This window comes from Paenibacillus sp. YN15 (assembly GCF_003285005.1).
Lineage (GTDB): Bacteria > Bacillota > Bacilli > Paenibacillales > NBRC-103111 > Paenibacillus_AR.
The window spans coordinates 51,431-73,621 of record NZ_QMFA01000014.1 but is presented as its reverse complement, the minus strand read 5'-3'; the positions used below and the strand labels follow the sequence as shown (position 1 = coordinate 73,621).

Annotated in this window: 24 protein-coding genes; 17 read left to right on the top strand and 7 right to left on the bottom strand. The window is 57.6% G+C overall.

Going from position 1 to position 22,191, the window contains the following annotated elements:
• Positions 1 to 14: 14 nt before the first annotated feature.
• The gene (locus DQG13_RS13410; protein ID WP_113020281.1) at positions 15 to 2,477 is read right to left on the bottom strand and encodes a glycoside hydrolase family 38 N-terminal domain-containing protein; all 2,463 of its coding nucleotides are present in this window, start codon (positions 2,475 to 2,477) and stop codon (positions 15 to 17) included.
• Positions 2,478 to 2,614: 137 nt separating this feature from the next.
• Between DQG13_RS13410 and DQG13_RS13405 the strand changes: the two genes are divergently transcribed.
• Positions 2,615 to 3,547 carry an AraC family transcriptional regulator gene (locus DQG13_RS13405; protein ID WP_181592738.1) on the top strand — a complete coding sequence of 311 codons (933 nt, stop codon included), beginning with the start codon at positions 2,615 to 2,617 and terminating at the stop codon, positions 3,545 to 3,547.
• 47 nt (positions 3,548 to 3,594) lie between these two features.
• Here DQG13_RS13405 and DQG13_RS13400 read toward each other — a convergent pair whose 3' ends face one another.
• The 3 genes from DQG13_RS13400 to DQG13_RS13390 form a co-directional block, all read right to left on the bottom strand.
• Entirely contained in the window at positions 3,595 to 5,442 is a 1,848-nt protein-coding gene (locus tag DQG13_RS13400; RefSeq protein WP_146767148.1) for a M56 family metallopeptidase, read from the bottom strand.
• Positions 5,443 to 5,446: 4 nt separating this feature from the next.
• Positions 5,447 to 5,806, bottom strand: a complete 360-nt coding sequence (locus DQG13_RS13395; protein WP_113020278.1) for a BlaI/MecI/CopY family transcriptional regulator — start codon at positions 5,804 to 5,806, stop codon at positions 5,447 to 5,449.
• A 146-nt stretch (positions 5,807 to 5,952) separates the two neighbouring features.
• Positions 5,953 to 6,861, bottom strand: coding sequence for an AraC family transcriptional regulator (locus tag DQG13_RS13390; protein ID WP_181592737.1), 909 nt, complete (start codon positions 6,859 to 6,861; stop codon positions 5,953 to 5,955).
• Between the two features lie 150 nt (positions 6,862 to 7,011).
• Here DQG13_RS13390 and DQG13_RS13385 point away from each other — a divergent pair, with 150 nt between their 5' ends.
• Together DQG13_RS13385 and DQG13_RS13380 are read left to right on the top strand one after the other, a co-directional pair.
• Positions 7,012 to 9,246, top strand: coding sequence for a family 78 glycoside hydrolase catalytic domain (locus tag DQG13_RS13385; protein WP_258525664.1), 2,235 nt, complete (start codon positions 7,012 to 7,014; stop codon positions 9,244 to 9,246).
• Between the two features lie 124 nt (positions 9,247 to 9,370).
• Positions 9,371 to 10,198, top strand: a complete 828-nt coding sequence (locus DQG13_RS13380) for a methyltransferase domain-containing protein (RefSeq protein WP_181592736.1) — start codon at positions 9,371 to 9,373, stop codon at positions 10,196 to 10,198.
• A gap of 154 nt (positions 10,199 to 10,352) precedes the next feature.
• On the opposite strand, the gene DQG13_RS13375 is transcribed toward DQG13_RS13380, so the two are convergent.
• The 3 genes from DQG13_RS13375 to comA are packed head-to-tail and all read right to left on the bottom strand — an operon-like array spanning position 10,353 to position 12,437.
• Positions 10,353 to 10,808, bottom strand: a complete 456-nt coding sequence (locus DQG13_RS13375; protein WP_113020275.1) for a DUF441 domain-containing protein — start codon at positions 10,806 to 10,808, stop codon at positions 10,353 to 10,355.
• A gap of 60 nt (positions 10,809 to 10,868) precedes the next feature.
• Positions 10,869 to 11,627, bottom strand: coding sequence for a 2-phosphosulfolactate phosphatase (locus DQG13_RS13370; RefSeq protein WP_113020274.1), 759 nt, complete (start codon positions 11,625 to 11,627; stop codon positions 10,869 to 10,871).
• A 9-nt stretch (positions 11,628 to 11,636) separates the two neighbouring features.
• Entirely contained in the window at positions 11,637 to 12,437 is an 801-nt protein-coding gene (gene comA, locus DQG13_RS13365) for a phosphosulfolactate synthase (protein WP_113020273.1), read from the bottom strand.
• Between the two features lie 229 nt (positions 12,438 to 12,666).
• Between comA and DQG13_RS13360 the strand changes: the two genes are divergently transcribed.
• The 14 genes from DQG13_RS13360 (at position 12,667) to DQG13_RS13295 (ending at position 22,149) form a co-directional block, all read left to right on the top strand.
• The gene (locus DQG13_RS13360; protein ID WP_113020272.1) at positions 12,667 to 12,933 is read left to right on the top strand and encodes a YqhV family protein; all 267 of its coding nucleotides are present in this window, start codon (positions 12,667 to 12,669) and stop codon (positions 12,931 to 12,933) included.
• 15 nt (positions 12,934 to 12,948) lie between these two features.
• Entirely contained in the window at positions 12,949 to 13,995 is a 1,047-nt protein-coding gene (gene spoIIIAA / locus DQG13_RS13355) for a stage III sporulation protein AA (protein WP_113020271.1), read from the top strand.
• On the top strand, positions 13,989 to 14,507 hold the full coding sequence (gene spoIIIAB, locus DQG13_RS13350; RefSeq protein ID WP_113020270.1) for a stage III sporulation protein SpoIIIAB: 519 nt from the start codon (positions 13,989 to 13,991) through the stop codon (positions 14,505 to 14,507). Before spoIIIAA ends, spoIIIAB begins: the two co-directional genes overlap by 7 nt.
• Before the next feature lie 55 nt (positions 14,508 to 14,562).
• Positions 14,563 to 14,766 carry a stage III sporulation protein AC gene (spoIIIAC, locus tag DQG13_RS13345; RefSeq protein ID WP_113020269.1) on the top strand — a complete coding sequence of 68 codons (204 nt, stop codon included), beginning with the start codon at positions 14,563 to 14,565 and terminating at the stop codon, positions 14,764 to 14,766.
• A 10-nt stretch (positions 14,767 to 14,776) separates the two neighbouring features.
• The gene (spoIIIAD, locus tag DQG13_RS13340) at positions 14,777 to 15,166 is read left to right on the top strand and encodes a stage III sporulation protein AD (protein WP_113020268.1); all 390 of its coding nucleotides are present in this window, start codon (positions 14,777 to 14,779) and stop codon (positions 15,164 to 15,166) included.
• 39 nt (positions 15,167 to 15,205) lie between these two features.
• On the top strand, positions 15,206 to 16,384 hold the full coding sequence (gene spoIIIAE, locus DQG13_RS13335; RefSeq protein ID WP_113020267.1) for a stage III sporulation protein AE: 1,179 nt from the start codon (positions 15,206 to 15,208) through the stop codon (positions 16,382 to 16,384).
• A gap of 16 nt (positions 16,385 to 16,400) precedes the next feature.
• The gene (gene spoIIIAF, locus DQG13_RS13330; RefSeq protein ID WP_113020266.1) at positions 16,401 to 17,123 is read left to right on the top strand and encodes a stage III sporulation protein AF; all 723 of its coding nucleotides are present in this window, start codon (positions 16,401 to 16,403) and stop codon (positions 17,121 to 17,123) included.
• A 20-nt stretch (positions 17,124 to 17,143) separates the two neighbouring features.
• Positions 17,144 to 17,779: a stage III sporulation protein AG gene (gene spoIIIAG, locus DQG13_RS13325; protein WP_113020265.1), complete on the top strand. Its 636-nt coding sequence runs from the start codon at positions 17,144 to 17,146 to the stop codon at positions 17,777 to 17,779.
• 71 nt (positions 17,780 to 17,850) lie between these two features.
• Positions 17,851 to 18,522 carry a SpoIIIAH-like family protein gene (locus tag DQG13_RS13320; protein WP_113020264.1) on the top strand — a complete coding sequence of 224 codons (672 nt, stop codon included), beginning with the start codon at positions 17,851 to 17,853 and terminating at the stop codon, positions 18,520 to 18,522.
• A 379-nt stretch (positions 18,523 to 18,901) separates the two neighbouring features.
• On the top strand, positions 18,902 to 19,387 hold the full coding sequence (gene accB, locus DQG13_RS13315) for an acetyl-CoA carboxylase biotin carboxyl carrier protein (RefSeq protein ID WP_113020263.1): 486 nt from the start codon (positions 18,902 to 18,904) through the stop codon (positions 19,385 to 19,387).
• Positions 19,388 to 19,407: 20 nt separating this feature from the next.
• The gene (accC, locus tag DQG13_RS13310) at positions 19,408 to 20,760 is read left to right on the top strand and encodes an acetyl-CoA carboxylase biotin carboxylase subunit (protein ID WP_113020262.1); all 1,353 of its coding nucleotides are present in this window, start codon (positions 19,408 to 19,410) and stop codon (positions 20,758 to 20,760) included.
• A gap of 79 nt (positions 20,761 to 20,839) precedes the next feature.
• Positions 20,840 to 21,253, top strand: a complete 414-nt coding sequence (locus DQG13_RS13305) for an Asp23/Gls24 family envelope stress response protein (protein WP_113020261.1) — start codon at positions 20,840 to 20,842, stop codon at positions 21,251 to 21,253.
• A gap of 93 nt (positions 21,254 to 21,346) precedes the next feature.
• A complete protein-coding gene (gene amaP, locus DQG13_RS13300) occupies positions 21,347 to 21,907 on the top strand; it encodes an alkaline shock response membrane anchor protein AmaP (protein ID WP_113020260.1) in 561 nt (186 codons plus the stop codon).
• A gap of 14 nt (positions 21,908 to 21,921) precedes the next feature.
• Positions 21,922 to 22,149, top strand: coding sequence for a DUF2273 domain-containing protein (locus DQG13_RS13295; RefSeq protein WP_113020259.1), 228 nt, complete (start codon positions 21,922 to 21,924; stop codon positions 22,147 to 22,149).
• Positions 22,150 to 22,191: the final 42 nt, after the last annotated feature.

The following is a 22,191-nucleotide window of genomic DNA, read 5'->3' as shown; positions in this document are numbered from 1 at the left end:
AGGACATGCCGCTCCTATTCGCACAGCTCCGTCCGGGTGAGGGTGCCGCTGGCTGCATCCAGCCGGTAGGTGCGGATTTCAAAGCCGCTTAGCTCCACCTGCTCCCGGATGCCCAGGGCAGGGGTACAAATCCGGGTGGAGCCGCCCTGGCCTGTGGGTTCGAACAGCCGCAGGATGTAGCCTGTTCCCCGTTCCTCCCGCTTGAAGGCGGCAAGCTGGATGGCGTCGTCCTCCAGCTGCAGCAGCGGAGCGGGAAGGACGCCTTCCCCGGAGGGGAAGAAGGAGAGGGCGTAGGGCTGTTCGTTATGGGCCAGCGCTTCCCGGTCAATGGCTGTCCGGCGCGTGTCCCGCGATCCGCCATTCAGCCAAAAGGTGAAGCTGCGTTCCCCCTGGTCCATCCGGGGCAGGAACCGGTCCTGGGGCAGAATGGGGCGTTCGAAAATGGGATGGGCGCAATAGCCTGCCCCTCTCAGCAGGGTCATCCGCAGCTCCCCGTTCAGGCAGGAGGAGCCGTACACGCCGTTATTGATGAGTGTAACGGCCAACCCGCCGGTCCTGTCCTCCAGAGCCGTCCATTTCTGGGCCACCGCTTCGCTGCCGTCGGCCTTCAGCTCGCTGATCCCGTATGCCGTCTGTCCCCGGTATGCTCCGTTCCCCAGCAGGGTGGGAACAGCCAGCTTCAGCATCTTGTCCTTTTCGTTCCAGTATACCCGGACATGGACCTCAACCTCTGTGCCTTGTTTGGGCAGCTTGTAGGTCAGGCAGATGCGGGAATGCTCCCAGCCCAGCACCGCTTCAATCACCGTTCGCACTTCTCCGTCCTCGATGACCCGTACGGCAGGAAGGGGTCCCGCCACACCGGAGAAGCTTCCGCTCTCCTCCTCGTTCAGCAGGCGGAATACACCCTCCACCGCGTCAAACCGGCAGGTATCCATCCGCCAGGGGTCCTCGTTGTCCGCCAGCACCAGCGGGGCGAAGCCGCCTGGGGCGAGAAGGGGCACGCCATCCGCCGCATATTCGTCCATCAGCCCGGTAGCGCCGTTGATCCGTACCTGCAGCCTGTCTGTATGGAACAGGAAGGAACCATCCGTTTGCTTCAGCTCCGGCACAGGTTTGGCGGCCAGCATCTCCATGCGGCAGTCGAACCGGTTCATGGCGAAGGGGGCCAGCTCCGCCTGGAACACCACCCGTTTGCGCCAATCCAGGTTCAGGTTGCTCAGTTCCTTCTCCGGTTGGCAAGGCAGACGCCGCCCCTCCTGGAAGACCACCGGCATGGAAAACTCCTCCTGCCAGTTCTGATCCTCCAGCATAAACTCGCATTCCACAATGCCCTTAACGGGAAAGGGGTGGGGATTGTAGACCAGCACCGGATACTCCTTCGGCGCTGCCTTGGGCTGCCCGGCGGCCAGAGCGAAGAAGGCCCGGGCTCTAAGCCGGGAGGCAAGCTCCAGGCCGTGGTCCAGCATCCGCAGGGAGGCCTCCTCCGCAGGCTGCACCGACGATCCGGGGAGAATGTCATGGAACTCCGCGGTCAGAAGATCGCATAGGGCTTCATGCAGTTCTTCGGCCGGATACGCCAGCAATCCCTGGAGAGAGGCGGCGGAGACCATTTTTTCCGTCAGAAATAACTGGTTCTCCAGCTCCCGATGCTTCTGCTTGATGCGGATCATGGAGGTATAGCAGCCCACAAAGCGGGGATTCAGGTCCCCGTTGAAAACGGGCAGCTCCTGCTTCCGCAAGTCCTCGAAATACGCCTCCGGAGTAGAGTGGATCACCTGGAAGTCGCCCGTCTCCTCCATCAGCCTGCCGATTTGGTCCAGATCCGTCCGGGAGGGCCCCCCTCCGTGATTGCCAACCCCCCACAGCACCAGGCCTGTCGCCCGTTCGGAATGCTTCTCCAGCCACTTGCGGATTTTCTCCGCAGACTTGCCCATGAGGGAATTGTAGCCGCCCTCCACCTTGTGGGCCAGCACGCTGCTGCCGTTGTAGCCCTCCCAGATGAATTCATCCCCCGGCAAACCCGGCATTTCGTCGGGGCGCATGAAGATGTATGAATCGTAGCCCGCCTGCCGCATAATCTGGACCAGTCCCCGGGTGTGTCCGAAGGAATCGAAATTAATCGCGGTCCGGGGCTCCTGTCCGAACTTTTCCCGGAAATACAATCTGCCCATGAGAATCTGGCGGACAAAGGATTCGCCGGAGGGCATATTGCAGTCGGGCTGCAGATACCAGCCGCCCATAATGTTCCATTTGCCCTGGCGGACCAGACGCTGGATGCGGGCAAACAAGGCGGGCTCGTATTCCTCGATCCACTTGTAGAGAATCACCTCGTTATGGTTGAAAATATAGCCGTCGTACTCCTCGCAAAATTCCGCAGCGGCCCGGAAGGTGGAGACGGCGGCTGCGGCGCCCTCCTCCCATTCCCATTGCCATACCGGATCAAGATGGGCATTGCTTAACAAATGCAGCTTTTTCATAGTGGATGACCTCCTGGGTATGCCTTCTTCTTCATTGTGTCCGAAAACGGCGTCCCTGTACATTTCCTATCCTCCCGATTATTTGTCCAATTATGATATAATCGGTTTATGACATGAACGGGAGAGGAATGCGGAATATGGATATTTCCTTTCTGAAGGCTGCACTTCCGCCGGTTTTCAATTCCCTGTGCGGAAAAATCCGGCTTGACGATGCTGTGATCGATTGGGTGGATGTTGTATTTGAGCAAGTGGGCAGCACTTCCCGGTGCCCGCCCCACGCGCATACCTGGTTTGAGCTGAACTACGTGCTCCGGGGGGAGATGGAGACCCGGTTCCAGGAGGAGGCGGCGGCAGTCCGGGAGGGGCAATTTTTCCTGATTCCCCCGGGTCTGGTCCATTCCCACGCCTACAACAGGGAGAGCCCCCATGAGGGCATCTGCTTGCGTTGGCGGCATTATCCCGCCGAGGCGGCCTTCGACCCGGATTCCCGCCAGCCTCCTGGGAAGGACAACGCTTCCTTTTTGGGGCGGCTGGAGCGGCTTTATGACTGGCGTCCCGGCGCATATACGGATGAGTGGGGAGTGGGAGAGCTGTTTGCCCAGCTTTTCCGGGAGGGAACGGAAGGGCAAGGCGGATTGTCGTTGCAGCTTCTTCTGGTGCGGATTCTGGAACGGATCAGCCGGACGGGCGGAGCGCTGCCGGAGCAGGCCGGAGAGAATGCCTGGCGCCGCGATCCGCTGGTCCGCAAGGTGGAGGTGTATCTGGAGGATGCCGAGAAGGACCGGTTGAACATGACCGATCTGGCAGCGTCGCTTCATATGAGCTATGGCCACTTGTCACGGCTGTACAAGCAGCGGACAGGGCGGACCATTGTGGAGCGGATGAACCAGATTCGGCTGGGGAAGGCGAAGGAGCTGCTTTTGAAGACGGAGCTGCCGGTAGGAGAGGTGGCGGAGCAGGCGGGATTTCCCGATCTGTGCTATTTCAGCCGGCTGTTCAAAAAGGAATTCGGCTTAAGTCCGCTTCATTACCGGAAGCGGCAGGGAGAACGGACGGAGGCCCCGATGTGAAACGAATGCTTCACATCAGAGCCTCCGGCATGCGGCTGTCCGCAGCTTTATTTTACGGGTCTGTAGGTTTTGCCATCCAGAATAATGGAACGGACCTCGCCCAGATCCAGCTCCCAATTGCGGAAGTTCCACCAATGATAAAAGTCGCCTGTATCCATATTGGCCCCCCGGCTCATGCCTGTAGGATAGTCTTCCTCTGAGCTGTTCCTGTTGCCGCTGTAGCTCATATTGATTTTTTTTCCTCCCGAGAGCACGATGGTCAGCTTGATGTTGAGCGCCTTGTCCCATTCTTCATAGCTGGCATATGTCTTGTCGCTGTGCCCGGAGAATTTTATTTCCCATGGAGTCAGTACAACCTTGGAGTAATAATCGCCTTTATACAAATCCCCATCGGGATAAAAAATAAGCGCATTAGTGGAAACATTGGCGACTGTCGCCTTGAGGATATGCTCCCTGTTGTCCAGCCCCAGGGTCAGCTCAAGATTTTCCCCCTCCCAATCTCTCAGGCTGCTTCGTTTGTAGCTATCTCCTGCCGCCAAAGCCAGCATCGGATCGATAGCTTTGTTTTGTTCCGTTTGCAGCTCTGTGATAACAGCAGAGTAAAAGAAATATCTGACTCCATCCCTGGCTTCTATTTCCTCTATCGTACCGTTGAGCCCGTATAGATCCTGGACATGACCGGCATAGACAATTTTGCCGCTGATGCTGAGGTCTTCAGGCAAATTGCCTTCAGCGCCGATGATTGCGTACACATGATGATCGGTAAAAATCGTGCTGTCTATATAAAGGGTATAATCCTCCGCCACGAGCCGGGCCGCTTCATCCGAAGGCTTGTTGATATTTTCCGCATATTTGTATGCCTCATTCCCCAGCGCTTTCGCAAACATACCCACTTCCTTGGGCTTCTCGGCGGAGGTGGCAAACACAAAAGTAGCTCCCGTAATAAATGCAAGGGCGACCAGCAGGCTAAGAACAGTGGTTTTCTTCCTTTTCATAATCGCTACAATCCTTTCCTCAACGGCGTTTTTGCTAAAGTTGGAAAATAATGGCGTGAGGGCACTTTTCTTTTCCTCCAGCTCAATGAGCGTCAAGGCATAAGAGGATTTATTCCGCTCGCCGTATGTGCGGACTACCGCTTCATCGCAGGAGATTTCGATATCCCGGTTAGCCATGATATACATGATCCAAACCAACGGATTAAACCAATGGAGGAATAGTGCGGCAGCCAGCAGCCATTTGTATAAAATGTCAAGCCGTTTGATGTGGATATACTCGTGAGTAAGGACGTACAGCAGCGTTTGTTCATTGGTCCAGTCCATTGTTTTGGGGAGCAGGATGACCGGCTTCCATATTCCGTAGGTTAAGGGAGAGGCAATCTTATCCGACTGGCGGATTTGGACGGTCCGTTTGGCTGTATGCTCCCGGAGCCAGCGATTGACTATTTCATTGTCTACGGGAAGGGCGGACTTGTAATCCCGGCGGCGGCGGAGATGGGGAGCCAGAATAAACCAGGCGCAGGCCGCCAGCCCGATCAGCCAAATCACTGCCCAAACCGATAACCCCGCACTGGACGGCTCTGCAAAAACTGGGTTCACTATGTCCGGTACAGCCCCTTCGGCAGAAGCAGTTGCCGCATAGGAAGCGGTTCCCGGATTGGGCGTCGCAGCCGGAGCGCTGCCGGCTCCCGTAAACATCCCCTTCAACCAGTTAAACAGATTATAGATGCTGAAGCGCGAGGGGACCGAAAATGGAATCAGCAACCGGCATAATGCGATTCCCCAAAGGACAAGAAAGGCTTTTTTGGGCAGCCTGTGAATCGCAAGGGCACGGAGGATGAGAAGGGTCACAATAAGAACCGATGCCAACAGACTCATTTGCAGGATCACTACAGCCATCACCTCATTCCAGATGTTCCACAATTTGCTTTAGCCGTTGAATTTCCTGCGGGGAGAGATTTTTGCGCCCCAAAATGGAGGCCACAAGCTGGTCGGCCTCGCCGCCGTACATTTTGTTAATCAGCTCTGTGGTTTCCAGCTCACGAGCCTGTTCCTTGGTGACAAGGGGACTGCAGACAAAATCCGGATTATGCCGCTTAATTGCTCCTTTGTCGATGCACTTTTTGATGACGGTATAGGTGGTGGTTTTGCTCCATCCAACCTGATCCTGCAAGAGCTCGGCAATTCTCTTGGCGGTGGTATGGCCTTCTTTCCATAAAATCTCCATGACCTTCAGCTCCGAATCGAACAGCTTTATATCCACAGCGGTTACTTCCTTTCATATAAGTAGTTCTATTGCAATAGAACGGCCTGGTTTCATTCTATTACGATAGAATGGAAATGTCAACGGCAAGCCTGGCGCGGATGCTTAAAAAGGAGCGGGAGGACCGGGGGAGCTGCCGGCAAGGCTTAGCTCTGCCCGGCTCCGGTACTTTGTTGCCGGTGTCGGCTCCGGTATTCCTTGGGCGTCATGCCCATGTGGCTTTTGAACAGGCGGTTGAAATGGCTGACATCGCCGACACCCACCTCCTGGGCCACATCCACAATCTTCGCCGCGGTTTCCCGCAGTAGCCGCAGGGAGGCGCGGACCCGCAGCTCATTGCGGTATTCGGTGAAGGTCCGGCCGGTAAGCTGCTTGAATCTTGCCGTAAACACGGTTTGGCTCATGCCGCACATGCGGCAGACCTGCTCCAGATGGATGGGCTGGGCATAATGGGCCTCCAGAAACCCGCACAGCTGCCGAATGGCATTATTTTCGTCGGGATGAAAACCGCTGGTTACTGCAGAGTGTCCGTAGCAGCGGCTCAAGTACACCAGAAGCTCCGCAAGCAGTCCTTTGATGGCGATCCGGTAGCCCAAGGGCTTCGTGCGGTACTCCTCCACCAGCCTGTCCAGCCGTTCCCGGACCGCCTGCTCCTCCGCCAGGGAGAGCTTCAGATGGGCATGGAAGTCCAGCTCCTTGCGGAAAAAGGGCTCCACATAGAAAAAGTGGAGAAACGGCGTCACCTCCGCCAGGGACTCCAGAAGGGGGGCCAGGAAGGACGGCATAAACAGCACATTGAAAATCTCCAGAGGCGCTGCGCCCCGCACCCGGTAATCATGCTCCGCCCCGGGAGGGATGACGAACACATCTCCTTTGGAGATGGGGTAGGATTGTTCGGAAAACAGATGCTCCCCGTGCCCCTCCGCCACAAAAACCAGCTCCACAAAATCGTGGCTGTGGGGTCTGGCCGGGCGGGTAGGCAGCGTGGCATACGGAAAGGCGGCAAACGGAAAATCAGGCCCTTCCAGGAAAAGGTCTTTCTCATACAGGGTCACCGGCCCAGCCTCCATCGGGTTTTCCTTTCATTCTAGCCCGGGGGAAGAAGGCCCGTCAATTTCTCTGCATAATCCGGCAAATAAGCCGGGAATCGGCTTTGGCAACACGCTATCATGGGGAAAAAGAGCAAGCAGGAGGCTGGTGGCGCAATGATTGGAAAAGGGACCGGAGAATGGAATAAGGACGGGGACGGCGAGTGGATGGGAGAATGGATTGCGGACCGGCGCTTTGCGGAGCTGGAGCCGTTATATCTGTATCATAAGGAGCTGGAAAAGCCGGAGCATGGTGTCTTGCCCGATCCGGCGCTGGCTAACCAGCATATGCTGGTGCGCAAATGCTTCCGGTTGGGGAAGCCCTGCGGCGAGGCCTGGCTGCGGATTACAGCGGATGATTATTACAAGCTGTACATCAACGGCTGTTTTGTCGGCCAGGGGCCCGCACAGGGCTATGCCCATCATTATTACTATAACCGGCATGACGTAAGCGCATTTTTGCGGCCGGGGGAAAATGTCATTGCGGTCCATGTCTATTATCACGGGCTAATCTGCCGCGCATACAGCAGCGGGGATAACCGCCAGGGGCTGATTGCCGAGCTGTGGGGGGACGGCAGTCTGCTGGCCGCCACCGACGAGAGCTGGCGGTATATACAAGCGGAAGAATACGGCGAGGGAGAGGTCATCGGGTACAACACCCAATTTTTGGAGTACACAGATTTGCGGAAGCGGGTAAAAGGCTGGTTGTCGCCTGAGTTTGACGATTCCTCCTGGCTGACCGCGAAGAGCCATACGCAGCATGGGCATACACTGGTGCCGCAGCTTACGCCACCTTTGGCCGTGTACAAGCGTTCCCCTGCCGTGATTCGGGAGATTGACGGCGGGCTGTTCCTGGACTTCGGCACCGAATTGACCGGCCAGGTTCAGGCGGCGGCTTCCGGGCCTTCAGGGGAGATGGTGGAAATTCGCTATGGCGAGGAGTTGGATGAGCAGGGGCGGGTGCGCTACAGGATGCGGTGCAACTGCCTGTACCGGGATACCTGGATTCTTTCGGGAGACGGAGAAGAAGAACTGGAGGCGTATGACTACAAGGCTTTCCGCTATGCGGAAATTTTGGCCGCTCCGCAGGTGAAGCTGTCCGTGCCGTCCATAGCGGCTGTGGTCCGGCACTATCCCTACCCGGAGGAAGCCTGCCGAATGGAGTCCTCCAACGAGCGGCTTAATGCTATCTGGGCCATCTGCGCCAACGGGGTTCAGTACGGCACCCAGGAGAATTATGTGGACTGTCCCTCCCGTGAAAAAGGGCAATACTTGGGCGACAATACCATCATCACCCATGCCCACGCTTATTTGACCGGCGACCTGCGGATGTACCGGAAAGCTCTGGAGGATTTCACCCTTCTGGCGGGTGAAGTGTGTCCGGGGCTGCTGGCTGTGGCTCCCGGCCATTACATGCAGGAAATCGCCGATTTTTCCCTGCAGTGGCCTATGCAGCTCTTGCGCTATTATAAGCTGAGCGGCGATTTGGAGTTCCTGCGATCCATGCATCCGGCGGCGGAAGGGGTGCTGGAGTATTTCGCCCGGTACCTGGGGGAGGACGGCCTGCTCCATTCCGTCAACGGCAAGTGGAATCTGGTGGATTGGCCGGACAACCTCCGGGACGGATATGATTTTAAGCTTGTGAACGGTCAGGCCGACGGCTGCCACAATGTGATCAACAGCTTCTATTACGGGGCTCTGCTGGCAGTGGTGGAGATTCGCCAGGCTCTGGGGCTTTCGGCGGCGGATGAAGGGTTGGAGGCGTTCCGCCATGCTTTTCTCCAGCGCTTCTACCGTCCGGAGCAGGGGCTGTTTGCCGATGCGGACGGCTCGGAGCATTGCTCGCTACACGCCAATGCGCTTCCGCTTTTGTTCGGGCTGGCTCCGGAGGAAGCGAAGGCGCCCATCGTGGCCCTGATCCGCCGGAAAAGGCTCAGCTGCGGAGTCTATATGGCCTATTTTGTCTTGAAGGCATTGGCTGCCGCGGGTGAATACGGCCTGCTGTACGAGCTGATGGTGTCGGATGATCTTCACTCCTGGAATACCATGGTGGAGGAGGGGGCCACTACCTGCTTTGAGGCCTGGTCCAAGGAGCTGAAATGGAATACCAGTCTGTGCCACCCCTGGGCCAGCGCGCCGGTGCCGCTTTTTATTGAGGAAATTGCCGGATTGAAGCCGGTTGCGCCAGGCTGGGAGACCGTTGCTTTTGATCCGCATCTTCCGGATTCGCTGGAGGAGCTGGAGCTGGCTTTCCCCATTCCCGGCGGAGAAATCCGTCTGGAGCGCAGGAACGGAGCTGTCCGGCTGTCCGTGCCGGACCATTGCACCGTCATACGCCCGGGACAAATCTGACGCCCCCTGGCATGCGCTCATACAAGCCGCCGTCCGCCTGAATACAATAGGGTATCTTGCGAAGTCCGGGCTTCCTCCGGAGGTCTTCAGACAGATATCCCAGATGCGTAAAGGACGTGATGGCATGAGGATTGATATCGGCTGCGGCAGACGGCTCCACCGCAATTGCGTGGGGCTGGACCGCATCCCAGGCGAGGGTGTGGGGCTGGTGCATGATTTCGACCAGCCGCTTCCTTTGGCGGATAACAGCGTGGATTTCGTTATGGCCTCCAACAGCTTGCAGTACGCAGCCAATCTTCAGAATGTGATGAAGGAGCTTTACCGGGTTTGCCGCCATAAAGCCGTGGTGTGCATCGTGGCGCCGTATGCCCATGCCACCTCGCATATGGTCAATCCCCGCTTCCGGCAGTTCTTCAACGAGCATTCCCCCCGCTATTGGACCAGACACCGCTCTTTCCCGGGGAATCTGGAGGAGTATTACCTGACCCGCACCGATACCTGGTCCTTGCTGGGGGATGAGGAGCCGGTGGAGGCTGGCGAGCCGAATTTCCATTTGCTCAAGCTGGAGCTGTTCTATTATCCCCCGTACCAGGGCTGCTACGACCCGTTGGAGCTGACTATTCTGAGACAGTCCCAGCTGAATGTAGCCGACCAGATTATGTACCATCTTGCCGCCGTCAAGGCGCCGATGGAGGAGCATGAGCTGGAGTGGATGCGCATTTCGGAGCAGTTGGAGGAGCCGGAGGCCATTACCCAAATCCGCTCCCTCTCGCAGATGCTGATTAAGGCGGAGGAGGAACCGTCCTTCTTCATGGATTCCTTCGAGCCGGTGATCATGGAGCAAAAGCAGCAAAAAGCCCCGCGGACATCCAGCGTCCGCAGGCCCGGCAAGAAAAAACAGGCGAAAAGCCGGGCGGCAAAAAAGCGCCGGCAAATTGTGCGCAAGCCGTAGGGGGGGAGTGTCGGCGGCCAATATCAGCCGCAAATTTGAAGCTATAACGGAAAATGCCTTCCGTTATCGCAGAACTTTGGGGCTCTGCCAGGCCATAGCGGAAGGCGCCTTTCCGCTATTTGGGCTGCGCAGCCATTGCAGGCGGATAGGGAAGCTACTTAAAGAAAAGCTGCCCCACCTTCAACAAAAACGCGGTGATTCCCGCCGCCATCAACGGGCCAACGGGAACCCCCCGCAGGAAGATAATGCCCATGATGGAGCCGATGACCAGACCCACAATCAATTGGGGGTCAAACTTCAGCAGCTCCAGCCCTTTGCCGTTCATCCACGTGGCTGCAGCCCCTCCCACCAGCGCGATGATACCGGGCCAGGAGGTAAACACCGCCGTCACATCCTTCAGTGAAATCCGCTCGCTGGCAAAGGGAACCAGCACGCCCATGGTCAAAAACAGCAGCCCCAGCTCCAGACCCCGCCGTTCAATCGTAGGCAGATACCGCTCCAGATGGACCAGCTTCACAACCAGAAGAATGCAGGCGGCGGTTGTAATAATGTTGGAACGGCCCGCCATGCCGATTACGATCAGGGCCAGAAGCAGCAGATTGCCATTCATACGGGCATTCCCCTTGTCCTAGGATTTCTCGTTGGTTGATTGTATGCCCGAAGCGGGAAGTTAGAACAAGCTGTTTTGTGAAGATTGGAGCGGTTCCGCATTCGCCAGGGGGAGCAGCAGCCCGTTCTGCCATACCGGCACCAGGCTGTAGCGGTTCAAGGTTCCGCAGAATTCCACATCTCTGAAGAGCCCCATACGCGCGAGGCGTTTGCCGTTGGCCGAGCCGGCCAGCACCGGCTGCAGATTGTCCCGGGCCTGCCTCCAACTGGCCAGCATAGCTTGGGTCAGATCGCACAGGACCAGATTCCCGCCGGCCAACCGCAGCAGCTCCTCCGCCACCAAACCGGCGCACAGACCATCCTCCAGGGAAAATCGGTCGCGGGTTCCCGAGCAAACAAGACACACATCCCGCTCCGGCATAAACAGAGCACGGGCGGCTGCGGCTGCATTAAGAAACGCGCCGATCAATACGGTATGGGCATTCCCCAAGGCATAATGAATCGCCCGGGTCCCGTTGGTGGTGGTAAGCACAATCCGTTTGCCCAAAAGCTCATCCGACGCCAAATAATCGAGAGGAGAGTTGCCCAGATGGAAGCCGTCCGGGCGTTTTCCCTTGCGTTCGCCTGCCAGCAGCCACTCTCCGTCTGCCACCCCCCGCGCCTCCTCCAGCGTCAGGACCGGCAAAAACCCGGCGCACCCGCAAGCCAATCCCGTCACGATACAGCTTGTGGCCCGGAACACATCCATCACCAGCACGCTTTTGCCTGTAAAATCCGCCTCGGCCGCTTCCCCGGCATGTGCCAATGTTTCAATCCGCATAACGCCCCCTTACTTCCCCCGCAGAAAAAAGCTGTCCGACCGCAAGCCCCGCCTCAGCGCTTCCAGGGAAATCACATCCTGAGGGGCGATATTCCCCAGATTCACATCCGGTCCCAGAAGCTCCATCAGCCGCACCTGCTGGGATTTTTGCGGCGCCTCCCACAAAAGCAGATGGGGGCTGGGGATGCCCTCCAGCACCGCTTGAACCTCCTCGTCCCGGCATTTTCCCGACTCGTCGAAGATTCCCACACCCACCCCGGACTCCCGGGCTTCCACCGTGACCAGCTCCGCACCCGCCTCCAGGTCGGAGAGAACCGTCTCAATCAGCTCATCCGTTTCAATCCGCGAGCCCCAGCATTTTTTCCCATACTCCGTATATACCGTTAAGCCCAGGCGGCAGCCCTCCCGGATCAATCCGGTGCGCAGCGTGCGGTCCAATTGGATGGTTCCGTCGGAGACCTCCACAGCTGTAAAGCCCAGCAGGGCGATTTGCTCCAAAAACCGCTCCCCGATCCCTTCCGCAACCGCCGCTTCCAGGAAGGTGCCGCCCGGCATAATGGCAACGCCCGTTTGCGCCGCCAGGCGGATTTTCCCCGCCAGCACATCCTCCGGATACAAAGCGGCAGTGCCGAAGCCCAGCTTAATCAGGTCGATATGGGCTTCCGCTGTTTCCAATAGATCGGCGAAGGCCCGCGTCCCCAATCCTTTGTCGATGACCATGGTGATGCCGCTGGTCCTTGGTTTGCTCTGGCGTTTGCCGGCAGGGTTCACCAGCTCCTGTTGCCAGAATGATTGAGATGCAACTTCCATGAATGACACTCCTCGCAAAACTAATGTAGGCATATAGAGCATCATATGCGGATAGGCACGCCCAGTGCGCCAATTTCGAGAAGCTTCCATAACTTATCCGGCCTTATCGGCAGGGACCAAGTTATTTCGGGAGCATATCCCGCATAAGGTAAAGAGAAGCCGGCCTTGTCCCCGGCAACTCTCACATTCTAGCAATGGCTGCGGCATTCGAAAGAGGAGGAATACGGATATGCTGGATAAATTTGTGGTGAGCATGGCGGGTTTGCGGGTGCTCTCCGGCAGCATCGAGCTCATCGCCGCCGTGCTGATGCTTCGGTTTATGCAGGTGGAAAAAGCGCTGCTCATCAACTCCGGCCTGGCTTTGGTCGGACCTTTGATCCTTTTGGCCACCACCACCGTCGGCCTGGTGGGAATGGCAGACAAGCTCTCCTTCGGCAAGCTTTTTTGGATTTTGCTGGGGGTGTCTTGTATCTTTTTCGGCATTCTAAAAAAGTAACGGGGAGTCATATTTATGAGGGTCAAGCATATAGATGTGATAGACAACAAGATTGTCCAACCCCCGGACGCGCCGCAAAAGCTGTTCGCCGAGTCGGTGCTGCCCCTTCTGCCCCCCGGGCTCTACCAGGCGGCGGCGGCCTTGCCCGGCAGCGTACAAGCCCGGATCGAGGAAATCCGCGTCCGGGAGGGAAGGCCGCTGGAGGTCATCTACGGCGGCCAGTACGGATTTGTCGGCCCGGACGGCTCCATCGGCCGGGAAACCTCCGGCGCCCACACGGTCAGCCGCGAGGATTGCGCCCAACTGCTGGAACGGCTAACCCGCCACTCTCTGTATTCCTTCGAGGAGGAGCTCAAACGGGGATTTATTACCGTAGAAGGCGGACACCGGGTAGGGCTGGCGGGCAGAACTGTGCTGGAGGACGGCCGGGTGCGGATGATCCGGGATGTCAGCGGCTTTAACATCCGGATTGCCCGGGAGGTGCCGGGCTGCGGACGGGCCGTGCTCCCCTCCATCCTGGACGCGGCCGGGCGGAGCGTCCACCATACGCTGGTGATCTCCCCTCCGGGCCATGGCAAAACCACCATGATCCGGGATCTGGCCAGGCTGATCAGCGAAGGGGAGTGGCCGGTTTCCGGCGGCTACGGAGGAGGGCGGAAGGTAGGCATCGTGGACGAACGCTCGGAGATTGCCGCTTGTGTCCGGGGCGTGCCCCGGTTCAGGCTGGGGCCCCGGACAGATGTGCTGGACGGCTGCCCCAAGGCGGAGGGCATGATGATGCTGATCCGCTCCATGTCTCCCGAGGTGCTGGTGGTGGACGAGATCGGCAGGCCCGAGGATGCTCTGGCGGTACATGAGGCCATCCATGCCGGCATCCGCATCATTGCCACGGCCCACGGCGCAAGCCGCGAGGATGTGCTTTCCCGGCCGGTGCTAAGGGAGCTGACAGCCTCGGGAGTGTTCAGAAGGCTGGTTATTCTGCAGGGCAGGGGCGCTTCCGTCCGGGTGGAAAGCTTAACCGGGGCAAGACATTCCGCCGAAGGAGGGATGGCAGGATGCTGAAGCTGGCAGGCGCCATGTGCGTCATTTTCGCAGGAACCATGTTGGGCTTCTACCAAGCCCTTCAGCTGTCCACCCGAACCCGGCAGATCCGGCAGGTGATGCAGGGGCTTGGGCGGCTGGAGACGGAGATCACCTACAGCTTCACCCCGCTCTCCCAGGCGCTGCGCCAGGTGGCGGATACCCTTAGCGGCCCGGTGGCCCATTTGTTTCTCCGGACGGCGGAAGCCCTGGAAGAGAAGGAAACGGCTACCGTGCAGGAAAGCTGGCGGCTCGCGGTGGAGGAGTGCTGGTCCAGAACGGCCATGAAGCGGCCGGAGCGGGATGCGGTGCTTCAGCTGGGAGCGGTGCTTGGCAAAAGCGACCGGTCCGACCAGGCCAAGCATCTGCGGATGACGATCAGTCTCCTGACGGCGGAGGAAGCGGAGGCGGCCGAGGAGAACAGGCGGTACGGCAAAATGTGGAGAAGCCTGGGATTACTCTCCGGCGTCCTGGTCGTAATCTTAATGTATTGAGAGCTTTCCGACAGGAAAGCTGGCATCGGAAGCATAGCTGAACGGGAGGCCAGCCATGAATGTGGATGTGAATGCAATCTTTCAAATCGCCGGCATCGGAATTGTCATCGCCATGATCCATACGGTGCTGAAGCAGATGGGCAAGGAAGATATGGCGCACTGGGTGACGCTCATCGGGTTTGTGGTGGTGCTGTTTATGGTGGTCGGCATGCTCTCCGAGCTGTTCCAGGAAATCAAAACCATCTTTCTTTTCCAGTAGGTGAAGGCCCGTGGAAATTATTCAGATCGTCTCGCTGGGATTGGCGGTTACAGTGCTGGCGCTGATCCTGAAGGAGCAGAAGCCCATTTTCGCCTTTCTTCTGGTCACTGTAACCGGCATCGTCATCTTTTTGTTTTTGCTGGGGAAGATATCCGCCGTCATCCGGGTGCTGGAGCAGCTGGCCGACCGTTCCGGCGTCAACCATGTGTTTTTTACGACGATCCTGAAAATTATCGGGGTTGCCTACATTGCCGAATTCGGCGCCCAGATTGTCCGGGATGCGGGCCAGGATTCCATCGCCTCCAAAATTGAGCTGACCGGCAAAATTCTGATCATGGTCATGGCCATTCCCATCGTTTCCGTCATCATCGATACGGTGCTGAAGCTGATGCCCGCTTAAGCCCGCTGGACCAGAGGCCCTATGTTGGGAGTTGTACCTATGAAACGCATCGCCTTCCTTGCGGTTTGCTTCGCCCTCTTCCTGCTTATATGTCCCCCGGCTCACGCAAGCGCAGGCGGGAATCCCGCCGATGCCGTCATCACGGAGCAGGCGGAGAAGCTGCCAACCGGCCAGGTGGAACAATACTGGTCGCAGATGATGAAGGAATACGGGGCCTATTTTCCCTCCGGGGAGACCCCCAAGTTCAAGGACCTGGTGGCTTCGGGCAACCAAGCCTTCAGCTTCAAAAGCATTCTCAGCGCCATCCTGAAATTCTTCTTCTACGAGGTGCTGGAGAATGGCCGCCTTTTGGCCAGCATTGTCATTCTTACGGTGTTCAGCATGATTCTGGAGTCGCTCCAGAGCGCCTTCGAACGCCAGTCGGTGAGCAAAATCGGCTACGCCATCTGCTACATGGTGCTCATCGTCATCGCCATCAACAGCTTCAATATCGCCATCGACTATGCCAAAACCGCCATCGGCTCCATGATCAATTTCATGATCGCCATCATTCCGCTGTTGCTTGCGCTGATGGCCTCCATGGGGAATGTCACCTCGGTCACCATGATGCATCCCCTGATCGTGTTCATGATTAACACCATGGGCACGGTGATCTACTATGTGGTGTTTCCCCTGCTGTTCTTCTCGGTGGTGCTGCACATCGCCAGCTCCCTGTCGGAGAAGTACAAGGTAACCCAACTGGCCAAGCTGCTGCAAAAGGCGGGGGTGGTGGCCCTGGGAGTGATGTCCACCATTTTCCTGGGCGTGCTGTCGGTGCGGGGCATCTCCGGCGCCGTGGCCGACGGGGTGGGGATACGGACGGCCAAGTACATTACCAGCAATTTTGTTCCGGTGGTCGGCAAAATGTTCTCCGATGCCTCCGACACCGTAATCGGGGCGTCGCTTCTGGTGAAGAACGCCATCGGGCTGGCGGGAGTGGTCATTCTGGTCAGCATGTGCGCGTTTCCGGCCATCAAGATTTTGACCATGGCGCTGATCTATCATGTATCGGCCGCCGTGCTTCAGCCCTTGGGCGACAGTCCCATCGTCAAAACCCTGTCCACCATCGGCAAAAGTCTGATCTATGTGTTCGCCGCCCTGGCGGCAGTGGGATTTCTGTTCTTCCTGGCCATTACCATTCTGATTGCGGCCAGCAACGTGTCTGTCATGGTCCGGTAACAAGGAGGCCTGCCCTATGATTGCCTGGATTCGTGAATGGCTGACCCAGGTTATCCTCATTATTCTGTTGGCGTCTTTTTCAGAGCTGCTGCTGCCCTCGCAAGCCATGCAGCGCTATGTCCGCGTAGTAGTCAGCCTGTTCCTTTTGCTTACCCTATTGACCCCGGTTTTTGAGCTGTTCACCCGGCAGTGGGATGCGGAGCAGGTTCTGGCGGAAGCCCAGACAGCCGGATTAAAGAACGGCGGACTGGGGCCGTCGGACAAGGCCCAGCCGGTATTGGCTCCCTTGGCGGCGGTGCTGTCGGATGCGGAAAAGCTGAAATCGGAGCAGGCCAAGGAAGCCCAAAGGCTGGCCGAGGAAAAGCTCGGTCAGGAAATGAAAGCGGGACTTGCCCGCTCTGCGGGAATCGAAGCCCGGGAGCTTGCGGTCACCCTGGAAATGGATAAAACAGGATCGCCGGTCATCGGCTCGGTCCGTGTGGTCCTATCACATAAAGAGGAAGCCGCCCAGTCGGAGGCGGAGAGCAAAAGCAAGGTCAAGCCGGTCACTGTGGAAGCGGTGAAGCCTGTGACCGTCTCCATGGACAATGCCGCAGGAGCGCCAACCGCCTCTCCCAAGTCCGCGGCGGATACAACCGCCGAAGCCAATGAAGCCCGGGCCGAGTGCATCCGCTACATGGAGAAGGAATGGCAGGTGCCGCGGGAACGGCTGGCCATCAGCTTCGCCGGGGCCTCATAACGATCAGGAGGTGAACAAGCATGGGATCATGGCTCAAAAAACTGGAGGATATGCTGTCCGGCGGACCCGGAGGCGGAAAGCGGGTGAAAACCTTCCGCTGGCTTTTGCTCATCGGCCTGGTCGGCATTGCCCTGATGATTCTCAATTCCTTTTCTTCCTTTCATATCAAAGAGGTCATTCCCATCCAGTCGGGAAGCGCCCCTCCCGAGGAGAGCCAGGCGGCCTTCGGATCGGGAGCCCGCATGGAAACCAGCTTCCGGGATTACGAGCAGGCCTACGAATCCAAGCTGCGGGATATTCTGACCAAGATCGCGGGAGTGGGCGAGGTGGAGGTGATGGTGACCATCGATTCCACCGAGGAGCTGCAGGTGGAGAAGAACACCAAGGAAACCCAGCAATCCACCAATGAAAAAGGAGCGAACGGCGAAACCCGGTTCATCTCCGAAACCAGCCGCTCTGCCGACGCCGTCATCATGAACCAGTCCGGCGGGAATAACCCGCTGGTGGTGAAAACCACCAAACCCAAAATCAGAGGTGTGGTCATCGTTGCCAAGGGGGCGGAAAATGCCACCGTCAAGAGGCTGATCACCGAAGCGGTGGAACGAGGCCTTGAAGTGCCGGCCCACCGGATTTCCGTAGTACCCCGCAAGCAGTAGCGGCGCCATCCGCGCCGTTCTATGCAAGGGGATGACATAGACGAAACCAAAAACCAAGGAGGCTGCAACATATGAATACGAAAAGACAAACAATTTGGCTGGTGTCCATGCTGAGTCTGATGGTGGTGCTTTCGGCGTATTATCTGTTTACCGAGGACGTGGACAAATTGAACACGGCTACGGAGAAAGCGGTGCAGCAGGAAATCAAGGTTACGACGGAGGAAAAAACGCCCCAGGAGGCGGATAAAGCGGTTGGCGGCGTAGCCGACAGCTCTGCTGCGGACAGCGCCAAATCCGCCCAAACGCAAACCGCCGACAAGACAAAAGCCGCCGACAGCGCCCAAACCACCGACGCCCAGGTGCTGGAGAAGGTGGCCAGCAAGGCGGTATCCGGCTCCGATTACTTCGCCGATCTGGTGATCAAGCGCAATGAGGATCTCGGCAAGCGGGTGGAGAACCTGGCCAACATCATCTCCGACACCAAAAAATCCGCCGATGAAATCGCCAAGGCCAGCGATGATTTCGACCGGATTCAAACCATGCAGGCCAAGGTGGAAAGCCTGGAGGACATTCTCGGCCAAACCTACAGCAACGCCGTTGTTTTGGATGAAGGGGACAAATTCAGGACAGTGGTGCAGGTGGCCAACAAGCTGGATGCCAAGCAGGCGCAAACCATTATTGACCTGATGATCAAGGAGCTGGGCGTTACCAAGGAAGCCGTCTCCGTGCAGTACATCAAGTAGACCGGCGGCAAAGCAGGGAGGGCTCCCTAAGCGCGCTCTCCCCTGCAGCCGGGCTTTGCGGCGCGGCGCCAAATCCTAGCCAAAAGACAGGACATTTGTCGGTTCAGCACAAATCGTGACGGGATTCTAGGACTAGGTTATAAAACAGTCTTGTAGTGGCGGGCGAGTATGATATAATTACTTTCGTTGCACGCATCCGGAAAGCCGATGCTTCCGGAGCCGGTTTTCGCTGACGCGAAAATTTCAAGGCTGTTGATTTCCGTTTCCTTGTGGCACCTGCATGAACCAAAGCCGCTGACCGCCATGGGCGCATATGCGGCAGACGCTTGTCCATGCCGGTTTAAGCCGGCCAATAAACGCTTAGGAGTGGGTACGGCGCATGTTCAAATTAAGCGAAATCAAGGAATTGATCCGCCTCGTAGACCAGTCGAATCTGCAGGAACTGGAGATTCAAAATGAAGGATATAAGCTCTATCTGAAAAAGCCCGGCGTGACCGAATCCCTGTTGGTAACACATACCCCCGCCTATCAGGCTGCCCCGGCGCCTGCGGCCGTTTCGGCTGAAGCCGTCAGAAGCGAGCCGGCGCAGGAGAAGGAGTCCCAAGCCAAGCAAGAGGAGGAAGGCCAGCTTCACCGGATCGTTTCGCCGATGGTGGGTACATATTATTACGCTCCCACGCCGGACGCTCCGCCTTTTGTCAAAGCGGGAGACCGGGTAACAGAGAAAACGGTGGTCTGCATCGTGGAAGCCATGAAGCTGATGAATGAGATTGAAGCGGAGGTCAAGGGCGAGATCGTGCAGGTGCTGGTGGAAAACGGCCAGCTTGTGGAATACGGCCAGCCGTTGTTCCTGGTCCGCGTCTGATAGGGAGGAGCATTCAGATCATGGCGTTTCAAAAAATACTGATTGCCAACCGGGGCGAGATTGCGGTCCGGATCATCCGCGCCTGCAAGGAGATGAATATCTATACGGTCGCCGTATATTCGGAAGCCGACAGAGATTCCCTCCATGTCCGGCTGGCGGACGAAGCCTATTGCATCGGTCCTACCCTGTCCAAGGACAGCTACCTGAACTTTACCAATCTGATGAGCGTCGCAACCCTGACAGAGACCGACGCCATCCATCCCGGCTACGGGTTCCTGGCGGAGAATGCGGATTTCGCAGAAATCTGCGAGCGCTGCAACATCACCTTCATCGGGCCGTCCCCCGAGGCCATCAGCAAGATGGGGGATAAGGCCGTAGCCAAGGATACGATGAAAAAAGCGGGCGTCCCCGTCATTCCCGGCTCCGACGGGCTGGTGGAGGACCCGCAGGAAGCGCTGATGATTGCCAGGGACATCGGCTATCCGGTGATTATCAAGGCTACCGCCGGAGGCGGCGGCAAGGGCATCCGGATTGCCCACGATGAAGAATCCCTGCTCCAGCAGATTACCACCGCCCAGCAGGAGGCCCAGAAGGCCTTCGGCAATGCCGGGGTCTATCTGGAGAAGTTCCTGACCGGCATGAAGCATGTGGAGATTCAGATTATCGCCGACAAACACGGCAACGCCGTCCATCTAGGGGAACGGGACTGCTCCGTGCAGCGCCGCCGCCAGAAGCTGGTGGAGGAGGCGCCCTGCTCCGTCATCACCCCCGAGGTGCGGGAGAAAATGGGCGAAGCCGCCGTTCGCGCCGCCCTGGCGGTGAACTACTCCGGAGCGGGAACGCTGGAATTCCTTTTGGGACCGGACGGCAATTTCTACTTTATGGAAATGAACACCCGGATTCAGGTGGAGCATCCCGTCACCGAAATGGTGACAGGCGTGGATCTGATCAAGGAAATGATCCGTGTGGCCGAGGGCCATCCCCTGTCCTTCCGGCAGGAGGACGTCCGGATCAAGGGCTGGGCCATCGAATGCCGGATCAATGCCGAGGACCCGGAGCGGAATTTCATGCCTTCGCCGGGCCAGATTTCCTTCTATCTGCCCCCGGGCGGACTGGGCGTGCGGGTGGACAGCTCCGCTTATCCGGGCTATGTCATCTCTCCTTTTTACGATTCCATGATCGCCAAGCTGATTGTCTGGGGAGATACCCGGGAGGACGCCATCGCCCGGATGAACAGAGCCTTGTCCGAATTTGCCGTAGACGGCGTGCAGACGACCATTCCTTTTCACATGAAGCTGATGCGGCATCCCACCTTCCTGAAGGGGGACTTCGATATCAAATTCCTGGAAGAGGTAGACGTTCTCAACTCGTAAATCTTAGGGTTTGTCAACTTTCGGTCCAAATGGTATAGTAATGTATTAGGACGTCCAACAATGCTCGGGAGGTGTATATATGAGCACCATAGCTCCAGATTATGAGAAGACGGACATGGGCAACATCCAGATTGCCCCTGAAGTCATTGAGATTATCGCCGGTCTGGCTACCATCGAGGTGGAAGGGGTAGCAGGCATGAGCGGAGGCTTCGCCAGCGGCGTGGCCGAGCTTCTGGGACGCAAGAACCTTTCCAAGGGCGTGAAGGTGGAGGTTGGGCAGAAGGAAGCGGCCATCGATGTCTCCATTATCATTGAATACGGGCAGCGGATTCCGGCAGTGGCTTCCGACATTCAGCGCAATGTGAAGCAGGCCATCGAATCCATGACCGGCCTGGATGTGATTGAGGTGAATGTCCATATCCACGGCGTTCAGTTCAAGACTCCGGAGAAGGTTATCGAAGAGGATGCGACCTCCGTTATTAAACTGAAATAACGGCTTTGCACTTATGCCCCCTAGCTATAGGGGGCTTGCTTCACGAAAGGGGACCCGTCAGGGAGGCCTAACATGGAAGGGGACAAGCTGTAAATGGCCAAGATTATCGACCGCCTTCTTTTGTTTATTTTCAGCCTTGCCGTCATGGTAGCTGCCTGCGCCATGTTGGCCGGGGCGTTCAATTGGATTCCGCTGGAGGAAACCCAGGCTTTTGCCGAGCGGGTTTATACCGAGACGGGACCGGCAATCGCCTTCATCTCTGTCTGCGCCGTGCTGCTGCTGATTGCTCTGCGCCTGTTTTACATTTCTGTCCGAAGCTCCAGAGAGCAAGCGCCCTCCATCGACCAGCGCAATGAATGGGGAGATATCCGCATTTCCATTGAAACGGTGGAAAATCTGGCGCTGAAGGCCGCCTCCCGCTCCCGCGGCGTCAAGGATTTGCGCGCCCGCATCCGGGTAGGCAGCGCCGGGATTGAAGTGACCATCCGCAGTATGGTGGACGGGGAAAGCTCCATTCCTGCTTTGACCGAGGAGATGCAATCCGCCGTCAAGCAGCATATCGAGGAAATCACCGGCATTCCGGTGGCCGGCGTTTCCGTATTTATCGCCAATATCGTCCAATCTGCGCCCACCTTCAAAAGCCGGGTTGAATAGGGGTGAAGCCGGATATGTGGAAAGACCTGTGGGAGCAACACCGGGGCAAGCTGCTGGGAGCGGCATTCGGCTTCTTTCTGGGCTTCCTTTATTTGTTCGCAGGCTTTTGGGACATGCTTATTTTTGCTTTCATTGTTTTTATCGGTTATTATATTGGGAAAAAGCTGGATCAAGGGGAGCGGCTGTTTCAACTGGACCACCTATGGCGCTGGCTTTCCGAAAGATGGAAGATGTTCAGGTAGGAGAGTTACCATATAAATCCTGTGGAACGGCACCGTCTCACG